The organism is Lysinibacillus sp. GbtcB16 (assembly GCF_019091145.1).
GTDB lineage: Bacteria > Bacillota > Bacilli > Bacillales_A > Planococcaceae > Lysinibacillus > Lysinibacillus fusiformis.
The window spans coordinates 1-251 of sequence record NZ_JAGXJV010000671.1 but is presented as its reverse complement, the minus strand read 5'-3'; the positions used below and the strand labels follow the sequence as shown (position 1 = coordinate 251).

Annotated in this window: 1 pseudogene; it reads left to right on the top strand. The window is 34.7% G+C overall.

The annotated features are described in order from the left end of the window. Positions 1-251 (top strand): annotated as a pseudogene (locus KVT27_RS25570) (tRNA (N6-isopentenyl adenosine(37)-C2)-methylthiotransferase MiaB); the annotation flags it as partial.

Here is a 251-nt window from a genome sequence, read left to right as displayed (position 1 = left end):
AGGATGCAGATGTAGTTTTATTAAACACTTGTGCAATTCGTGAAAATGCTGAAAATAAGGTGTTTGGTGAGCTAGGCCATTTAAAGTCACTCAAACGAAGAAATCCAGACCTTTTAATTGGTGTATGTGGTTGTATGTCTCAAGAGGAATCTGTTGTAAATAAAATTATGCAAAGAAATCAGCATGTAGATATGGTATTTGGAACGCATAATATTCATAGACTACCGTACATTCTAAAAGATGCGATGTTC